Source organism: Lentibacillus halophilus (genome assembly GCF_039522485.1).
GTDB lineage: Bacteria > Bacillota > Bacilli > Bacillales > Amphibacillaceae > Lentibacillus > Lentibacillus halophilus.
Genome location: NZ_BAAADM010000055.1, coordinates 188,494 through 197,232, shown reverse-complemented (window position 1 = coordinate 197,232; position 8,739 = coordinate 188,494). Strand labels below are relative to the sequence as shown.

Annotated in this window: 7 protein-coding genes, 2 pseudogenes and 1 riboswitch; of the genes and pseudogenes, 7 read left to right on the top strand and 2 right to left on the bottom strand. The window is 47.4% G+C overall.

The genetic code is table 11. The annotated features are described in order from the left end of the window. The 4 genes and pseudogenes from ABDZ72_RS13710 to ABDZ72_RS13695 all read left to right on the top strand — a co-directional run. Positions 1-319, top strand: a pseudogene (locus ABDZ72_RS13710) (LCP family glycopolymer transferase); the annotation flags it as partial. 208 nt (positions 320-527) lie between these two features. Continuing rightward, positions 528-711, top strand: a riboswitch (cobalamin riboswitch). Between the two features lie 193 nt (positions 712-904). Then, positions 905-1,903, top strand: a complete 999-nt coding sequence (locus ABDZ72_RS13705; RefSeq protein WP_343754112.1) for an ABC transporter substrate-binding protein — start codon at positions 905-907, stop codon at positions 1,901-1,903. Next, entirely contained in the window at positions 1,866-2,933 is a 1,068-nt protein-coding gene (locus ABDZ72_RS13700; protein WP_425542390.1) for a FecCD family ABC transporter permease, read from the top strand. The genes ABDZ72_RS13705 and ABDZ72_RS13700 overlap by 38 nt, the downstream gene beginning before the upstream one ends. After that, positions 2,933-4,321, top strand: a complete 1,389-nt coding sequence (locus tag ABDZ72_RS13695) for an ABC transporter ATP-binding protein (protein WP_343754108.1) — start codon at positions 2,933-2,935, stop codon at positions 4,319-4,321. Before ABDZ72_RS13700 ends, ABDZ72_RS13695 begins: the two co-directional genes overlap by 1 nt. 98 nt (positions 4,322-4,419) lie before the next feature. Here the strand turns inward: ABDZ72_RS13695 and ABDZ72_RS13690 are convergent, their stop codons facing one another. Continuing rightward, on the bottom strand, positions 4,420-5,304 hold the full coding sequence (locus tag ABDZ72_RS13690; RefSeq protein WP_343754106.1) for a fructose bisphosphate aldolase: 885 nt from the start codon (positions 5,302-5,304) through the stop codon (positions 4,420-4,422). Positions 5,305-5,882: 578 nt separating this feature from the next. Next, on the bottom strand, positions 5,883-6,710 hold the full coding sequence (locus ABDZ72_RS13685; protein ID WP_343754104.1) for a metallophosphoesterase: 828 nt from the start codon (positions 6,708-6,710) through the stop codon (positions 5,883-5,885). A 195-nt stretch (positions 6,711-6,905) separates the two neighbouring features. Here ABDZ72_RS13685 and ABDZ72_RS13680 point away from each other — a divergent pair, with 195 nt between their 5' ends. From ABDZ72_RS13680 to ABDZ72_RS13670, 3 genes and pseudogenes are all read left to right on the top strand, one after another. Beyond that, positions 6,906-7,685: a Cof-type HAD-IIB family hydrolase gene (locus tag ABDZ72_RS13680; RefSeq protein WP_343754102.1), complete on the top strand. Its 780-nt coding sequence runs from the start codon at positions 6,906-6,908 to the stop codon at positions 7,683-7,685. A gap of 144 nt (positions 7,686-7,829) precedes the next feature. Next, positions 7,830-8,249 (top strand): hypothetical protein, encoded by a 420-nt coding sequence (locus tag ABDZ72_RS13675; RefSeq protein WP_343754100.1) that lies wholly within the window; start codon positions 7,830-7,832, stop codon positions 8,247-8,249. Positions 8,250-8,431: 182 nt separating this feature from the next. Further along, positions 8,432-8,739, top strand: a pseudogene (locus ABDZ72_RS13670) (EamA family transporter); the annotation flags it as partial.

Genomic DNA, 8,739 nt, shown 5'->3' with positions numbered 1-8,739 from the left:
AGGTGATCTGGGCCGCAACGAACGGCAGCGCCAAGTAATTGAAGGCATTATCAGAGAAGGTGCCAGCTTGAATGTGGTGAATAAGATCGGGGGCATTATGGACGTTCTCGGCAATAATATGGCTACTAATATGACATTTGCCGATATGCGTGATTTGGCATCCAACTACCGCAGTGCCCGCAACGATATCAGCACGTATCAAATGGCCGGCCGAGGCACCATGATTGATGGTACGTATTATCAGATCATGTCCGATGACGAAGTAACCAAAGCCCATGACATGATAACCGAATTTGGGTCCAGGGACAATGAATCATGATGTCTCCTGGGCTGTTATCGGTACATGGTTCATGAGTGCTTCAAAAACCGAGGAATATCATGCCAAAGAGGTTATTGGTATGTGAGACAACATATACCGGGATTCAGACAGACGCCAATCGTATTGATAAGATACGGCGTCTGCTTTTTTATATAATGGGTGACAATGTATGCGGAATTTTGTATACTTTCATTGTCGTGATAAGTTTATAGTGTCTATGGTTCAGGTGATTTCAAATGAGAAATCATAATAGGGAAGCTGGTGCAAGTCCAGCGCGATCCCGTCACTGTATGTGCGAGCGGTCTGCCGAGGCCACTGTACGTGTTTCGTATGGGAAGGGGCAGGACGTGTCGACCATAAGCCAGGAGACCTGCCTGATACCATCGATGCACCAAACCTACGGGAAATAGGATGGTGTAAAAGGCTATGCCATTGAACAGAGTCGACTTATTGGACGGGTCTGTTCCGGATTGATGCCAAATACAATCCAGATGAGCAGTGCTGTTTTACATACACATCTTCATTGGTCGTGGAGATGTTTTTTTATGTTTCAAAACGATCGAAAATAGGAGGTTAATGATAAACATGAAACGACTCATTTTGCTGTTACTGGCGGTTATGCTGTCTGCAGGGCTGTTAATCGGATGCGGTGCAGGCGGATCGGATTCCGGCGGAGCAAATGATGGCACCGATGATCAGACGGAAAAGACAGAGGATAATGGCGAATCAGAAGCGTCGTCATTTCCGGTGACGGTAACGGATGCGCTTGATAATGAAATGACGTTGGAGAAAAAGCCGGAACGCATTGTGTCAGTTATTCCGAGCAATACGGAAATTGCTTTCAAACTTGGATTGGGTGAAAAATTAGTTGGTGTTTCTGACCATGATAATTATCCAAAAGAGGTAGAGGACAAAAAACGGGTCGGTGGTTTGGAATTGAATATAGAAGCGATCATCGATTTGAAACCGGACCTCGTGTTGGCTCATGCCTCCAGTGCGGAAAGTTCCGGTGAAGGTCTGCAGCAGATTCGCGATGCGGGTGTTCCGGTGTTTGTTGTCTCGGAAGCGAAGGATATCGAGGGGACGTATCAAACGATCAAACAGATTGGTAACGTGACAGGTACCAGTGATAAGGCAGACGACGTAATCAGTGATATGAAAGACGACTTCGCTTCAATCCGTGATCAATTGGACGAAGTTGATAACGATGAGCGAAAATCGGTCTTTTTTGAAGTGTCACCGGCTCCTAAGCTGTCGACAGCGGGAACGAACACTTTCTTCGATGCTTTGTTGCAGGTCATTCATGCCGATAATGCCGCTGCCGACATGGATGGTTGGACCCCGATTGACCCGGAAGCCGTGCTCGACATGAATCCGGATGTGATTGTTACAACGTATGGAACAGCGGAAGACAATCCCGTCGACAACGTTTTAAATCGAGATGGCTGGGGTGATATCAATGCGGTAGCCAACGAGAATGTGTACAATGTGGATTCCGATCTGGTCAGCCGCCCGGGACCACGGTTGACACAGGGTGCAAAGGAGCTTGCAAACGTTGTCTACCCAGACGTCTTTGACGAATAAATATGTGCTCGCTTATGGGGTGACAGTGGCGTTTTTCTTCCTTTCGATGCTGACGGCCGTCTCCATCGGCACTGTATCCATTCCTCTGGTTGAAACCGTGAATATTATCGGTGGCCAGTTGTTTCATTTATCGATCGATGACCACATCGGAGCGATGCATACCAATATTATCGTTGATATCCGATTGCCCCGCGTGCTGTTGGCTGGTCTTGTCGGTGGCTCGCTGGCTATTTCCGGAGCGGTCTTTCAAGGATTGCTGCAAAACCCGCTCGCGGATCCATACATTTTGGGTGTTTCTTCCGGTGCATCGGTCGGGGCTGTGGCCACGTTGTTTTTTAATATATCCATCCCACTCCTCGGTCTTTATACCTTGCCGGTTCTTAGCATTGTCACTGCGTTACTGACGATGTTTGTGGTGCTGTTTTTTGCGCGGCAGGCAGACCGGGCCATGCGGGTCGAGACGATTATTTTAACCGGCGTTATTTTCAGTTCGTTTTTAGGATCGTTTATTTCGCTGATTATTGCGCTTACCGACGACCGGTTGCAGCAAATTATGGGTTGGCTGCTCGGGAGTGTGTCGATGCGAGGATGGGATTATATCGGTATTATTCTTCCATTTTTTATCATAGGCACACTGATTCTGCTTATGAACAGCAAAGAATTAAATGCGCTCGTGTTTGGCGAAGCACGGGCGAAGCATTTGGGTGTTGATGTGCAAAAACGAAAAATCATCATTCTTGTTGCCGGATCGATCTTGACAGGTGCTGCGGTGGCCGTATCCGGAGCGATTGGATTTGTCGGCCTGGTGATTCCGCATATGATGAGGCGGCTATGGGGTCCGGACCATCGACATTTGTTGCCGCTTTCGATCATAACGGGGGCCGGCTTTTTAATGTTGACGGATTTGGTATCGCGAACAATTATTTCGCCGTCCGTTCTGCCTATTGGCGTGATCACGGCGTTAATTGGTGCCCCCGTGTTTGCTTTAATTTTAATGAAACAGCGTAAAGGAATGCGAGGCGGTTTGTAATGTTGACACTGAAAAGCGTGGCAGGCGGATATGACGATAAGCAAGTCATTCAGGATATGAATTTTTCCGTTTTCCCGGGGGAGTTTTTTGGTATTCTGGGGCCGAATGGGAGCGGGAAAACAACGCTTCTGAAACTGATCAGCGGATTGTTGCCGTGTTCGGACGGATCGATTCAGCTGGATAATCAAGATCTCCAGCAATTTTCCACAAAAGCGCTCGCGCGAAAAATGGCCGTCTTGCCGCAGCTGACGTCGCATGCGTTTCCTTATACCGTCAGAGATACCGTGGCACTGGGCAGGTATGCGCATTTGCAAGGGGTGTTTCAAACGTGGACAGCCGAGGATGAGCGCGTCGTTGAGACAGTGATGGAGCAGACACATATTACCGGCTTTCAGCATCATTTGCTTCAAGAACTTTCCGGCGGGGAACAGCAGCGAGTGTTTCTCGCACAGGCGTTGGCTCAGGAACCGGCTGTGTTGCTGTTGGATGAGCCGACCAATCATCTCGATTTGGCATATCAAAAAGATTTGCTTGATTTGTTGAAGCGCATGGTACGGGAACAACATCTTACCGTCGTGGCTATTTTTCATGATGTTAATCTGGCAAGTTTGTATGGGGATAGGCTGTTACTGATGCATGGCGGCCAAGTGAAGGCACTTGGTCGTCCGGATGGTGTTTTGACAGAATCGGTGGTGAACGATGTATATCAGACCGGAGTGAAAAAGAACCCGCACCCGTCTATGGCCAAGCCGCAAATGCATTTAATTCCGAGCGACTATCCGTCTGTGACGAAAGGCTTCCGGTTGGATGCGTCTATGTTGGATGTGCAGCCGGAGCGGGTGACTTTTATTTCCCCAGCGCCGCTCCGGACGTTTGCATCGCATGGTTGGGGATCCGGTATTGGCTGGAATCGTTATGTTGTCCAATGGTTTGACGCGACGTGTTCCGCTGATATAGAGACTATGGGTGATTATCTGGCCCGGGACGGGTTTGATCCTGCGCAAACTATCGGCATGGTGACGGCCGGATCGATCGACAATACCGTTTATTATTTTGGGGAAAACGAAGCAGCGTCGCTTTTGACGGTGGTGACTGTCGGACAGGAGGGAACCATCTCAGTGTGGCTGTTCATCAATGGCATAATGACGGACGAGGCGTTTATGCAGGCCATGATGACAGCCGCCGAAGCCAAAACCCAAACGTTACGGGAGCTTGGAGTAACCAGGACCCCGAGCATTGGCCCGTATCCTGAAGACCGTATCGTCGTCGCGGCGTTGCAATACGGGCCGAATCTGCCCGGTGCAGGGATGACAATAGATCTCGGACAGCTGATTCATGACTGTGTGTGTAAAGCGCTCTGGAAACGAATGCAATCAAATGATGATTAAAACACCCGCGGAAGCCTGGATGGTTCCCGCGGGTGTTTGATATACCATACCGGTCGTGCATCAGCGTTGGAGAAACTCGTCCTCACGCCGATCGGATATTAAACGGACGCGTTATATACGGATTCGACGGTTTGTTGAAGAGCGGCATTAAATTCTTCGTCGCTCTGGCTGGCGTAAAGATCCTGTAACAGCGCTCGGGAAAAGCTGGCAATCAGTTCGTCGTTTAGCTTCAGCAATTCATTGGCTTCATCGCGTGCATAACCGCCGGACAACGCAACGACACGAACGACATTCGGATGATCAATCAATTCTTTATACATGTTGGTAACCGTCGGGATAGACAGCTTCAACATGACGAGTTCATCGTCTTTCAGGCTGTCCAAATGCTTGCGGATTTCCGCTTTTAACAGCTCTTCGCATTTGGTTTTTTCCGGACTGTTAATGTCCACTTCCGGTTCGATGATCGGCACCAAGTCAGCATGGATAATCTGTTTGGCCATTTCAAACTGTTGGTTGACGATGGCCTTGACGCCTTCCGAGTTAGCTTCTTTAATAACCGAACGCATTTTGGTGCCGAAAATGTTTCGTTCGTTCGCACGTGTCAACAAATCGTTCAAATCCGGAATCGGCTTCATAAGTTGCACGCCATCAGTTTGTTCGGCCAAGCCTTTGTCCACTTTTAGAAAAGGCACCACATCTTTCTGCTCGGCCAAGTAATCCCCAGTGTACATACCTTCTATGCTGCGATCCATCGTTTGTTCAAATAGAATAGCGCCCAAGATATGATTGGCATCGAAAGCAGGTGATGTAATAATTCGTGTCCGCATCTGATGGACCAAATCAAACATTTCATCCTTATTGTTATAAGCATCTTCTGTTATACCGTAATCAGCCAGTGCTTTTGGCGTGCTTCCGCCACTTTGATCCAATGCCGCGATAAATCCTTTGCCGTTTTTCATTCTGTCCAATTGATGTTGATTCAACAGTTCCACTCCTTTTCGTCATAATATTAGGTTCCCCCATAAGTTGGGGAAGGAATGTACATTACAAAAGTCAAAAAGACCTATCTTAGCTATATTGTAGCATGAATGGAAAAAAGGCTATAGCCTTGCACATGATTTGAGATGAATTTATAGTTATTGGCCATGTTGCTTGTACCATTTTTTCGCTAGGCGTAGTCGGGGACTGGCAAGTTCCATAGCCATAGTATGAAAAAAGGGGAGAAGACAAGAAAAATTGTATTTCCCGGGAAATAACGTCGAAATAGTTACAGTGATGCGGTTTGTTGTGTCGTAAACGATTCCATAAAAACGACTGCACACTCCACTCGCGCGATAATTCAGATGGGTCGCGCAGTTCATGTAGAAACTCGCGTAATAACCATACAACTCGCGCAACTCCGCCCGGAACTCGCGCAGTCATGGGGTAAGGTCGCGTAACTCAGAGCGAGAGTCGCGCAATAATAGTGAAACTCGCGCGATGCGATCGAAACCCGCGCAGCGTAAAGCAAAACTTGCGCAGCCCACCCCGAAACGCGCGCAACTCCGCCTAATGTCAACACCTATTTCCCGGTTATCGTCAACAGGCTGAACTGGCTTTGGTTTAGAAAGCGAATAGGCAATCGGGTCGTTCCGAGGCCGCTGTCGATGTAAAGATACCGATCCGGTCCGAGCAAATAGGTTCCTTTCACCAATTTTGGAAAAAGCGTGTGGTCGGCTGACAGGATAGCACCGATCAGTGGTAGACGCACCTGACCGCCATGGGTATGTCCGCTCAAAATGAGATCGGCAGGTATGGATTCAGGCGCGTACAATTCAACAATTTCAGGTGTGTGTGACAGAAGAATCGTGAAATCATCGGTGTCTAACGCTCGGAATGCCGCCTCAGGATGATCGTAACCCGAGGAGGCATCGGCCACTCCCGCAAGGTTTATCGTCAGCCCATTAATCGTGATTGTTGCGTTGCGATTGTTCAGAATGGTGACATGCCGCCTGTGCAATCCGTGTAGAAATGCACTCGTCTGACTGTTGCCTATTTCATGATTGCCGGTTATAAAATAAACATGGGAATGACTCGCCGTCAGCCTCTCAATCAAATAAAAGACTTGGTTAAACGATTGTGTTTTCCGGTCGATGAGGTCACCGGTCAGCACCAGAATATCCGCTTGTGCAGCTGTGACAGCGCTGAGTAGGCGCTCATTGTTCGCTCCAAACACATGATTGTGCAGGTCGCTGATTTGTAAAATGGTCAGCGACATGTTTGTTGGCAGTTTCGGACTTTGAAATGTATTTTTTTTACATTTAAATACATATGTATCACGATAAATATTCGTGAAAACCGCTATCAACCCTACAATAAATGTCATAACAGCAACCAAACGTTTTTTCATGATGCACCGTCCAATAAGTAATTTTATACAGGCTTAGTGTAGCACGTTTCCATAGCGGAGGAAATACCGCAACACTTTGTTCGTTCGTCCATTATAGTATAACGACCCCATTACAAGCCGGATAAAACCCACCTTTCAATCCGATATATGTGCTATAATAGTATTCAAGACATCTCTTCATAGGGAGGATGGTTATTGGAACAAAAATTAATTTTACTTGATATTGACGGGACACTTTTTAATGACGAAAAGCACGTGCCGGAGTCGGCGAGGCAAGCGGTGGCAGAATTACAGCAGGCGGGACATATCGTGGCCTTTGCAACTGGGCGAGCCCCATTCACATTTAAGAAATTGCAGCAAGAACTGGATATGAACACGTATGTCAGCCTCAACGGTCAATATGTGGTCTACCGTGACGATGTGGTATACCAACGTCCGCTGCATATGGATGTGTTGGATGAACTGGAACGCCATGCCGATGCCGGGGATCATCCGCTCATCTATCTTGGGCACGATAATTGGTTTTCCAATACGACACACCATCCATATATTCAAAAAGCGATTGATTCGCTCAAGATAAAGCGGGAAATGATGTATGACCCTGCCTTTTATCGTGTAGGTGATGTTTATCAGGCGCTGCTGTTTTGTCCGCATGGCGGCGAAGCGGATTACAAGCGTGCCTTTGATCACTTGGAGTTTATCCGCTGGCATGACTACTCTGTGGACGTGATTCCTGCCAGCGCGTCCAAGGCGACGGGGATTGATCAATTGGTTCAACATTTGCAACTGCCCAGCGACCATATCTACGCCTTTGGAGACGGCCTGAATGACATGGCCATGTTGCAATCGGTGAAAAACAGCGTCGCTATGGGTAATGCACCGGATACGGTAAAAAAAGCAGCCGGCGCAGTAACAAGGCATGTCAATGATGATGGTCTCTGGCACGGACTGCGCATGGTCGGGCTGTTAAAATAACACCTATATCGCCTTTTGACGATTAGCTTATCATTGTTCCACACGTCAAGTCGTTAAATTGACGGACACTCCAAAACATGGTAATTTTCATATAAGTCATAAACATTGAAATTTTGAATAATTATTATGCAGGGGGTGTGAGCAATGGGAGCTAAATGGATTAAAATTGCAGTTATTTATTTTATTTTAGGTATTGTTGTCGGCATGTTCATGTCATCAACGCTTCAACTTCAGTGGGCTGCGGCACACGCACACGTTAACCTGGCCGGATGGGCATCCATCGGAATTATTGGAGTCGTTTATACACTTTATCCGAAAGCAGCCAACAGTACACTTGGCATATGGCATTTTTGGCTGTATAACATCGGACTGCCGATTTTGCTTTTGAGCATGTTTATGATTCAAGTTCGCCCGGGTCCATTTCCGGGATGGGGCGCCCTTACAAAGACGCTCATATTTGGCGGCGGAACGATGGTAACGATTGCTGTCATCATATTCATCGTCAACGTATTTAAATATGTGCATGACTCCAATTCAATCGGTGATAAAAACAGGGCCTCCTGATTGATGCAAAAAATAATCATTCCGACCCGAAAAGGAGCTTTTGACTGACAAGGGCTCCTTTTTTGCTTGGTAATATGCCCGTTCGTATGTCAGTGGTTTATCGGTTGAAAGCTGTTCCGAGATTCTATAACGTTAACTTATATAAGCAAGAGCCTATGGAACGTTGCTGAAGGAGACTTTTTATGTCAATCGTGGCACTTATCCTCATTATCGTTTCAGCGTTTATGCATGCAACGTGGAATTACTTAGCCAAGCGGTCGGAAGGCGGTTTTGCGTTTGTGTGGCTTTATATGGTGGTCAGCATTGCTGTTTATGCACCGGTTGTTGTTGGCGTTCTGCTCATTAATCCCATATCGCTGGGATGGGTGGAATTGGGGTTTATGGGTGGAAGCGCACTGATACACCTGACTTATTCGTTGTTACTGCAGAAAGGATACACGGTTGGTGATCTCTCGCTTGTATACCCAGTATGCCGCGGGACAGGTCCTTT

Excerpts from the sequence above, each read along its gene's own strand:
- ABDZ72_RS13705 (WP_343754112.1), top strand. The coding sequence starts at position 905 with ATGAAACGACTCATTTTGCTGTTACTGGCGGTTATGCTGTCTGCAGGG.
- ABDZ72_RS13695 (WP_343754108.1), top strand. The coding sequence starts at position 2,933 with ATGTTGACACTGAAAAGCGTGGCAGGCGGATATGACGATAAGCAAGTC.
- ABDZ72_RS13685 (WP_343754104.1), bottom strand. The coding sequence starts at position 6,710 with ATGAAAAAACGTTTGGTTGCTGTTATGACATTTATTGTAGGGTTGATA.
- ABDZ72_RS13675 (WP_343754100.1), top strand. The coding sequence starts at position 7,830 with ATGGGAGCTAAATGGATTAAAATTGCAGTTATTTATTTTATTTTAGGT.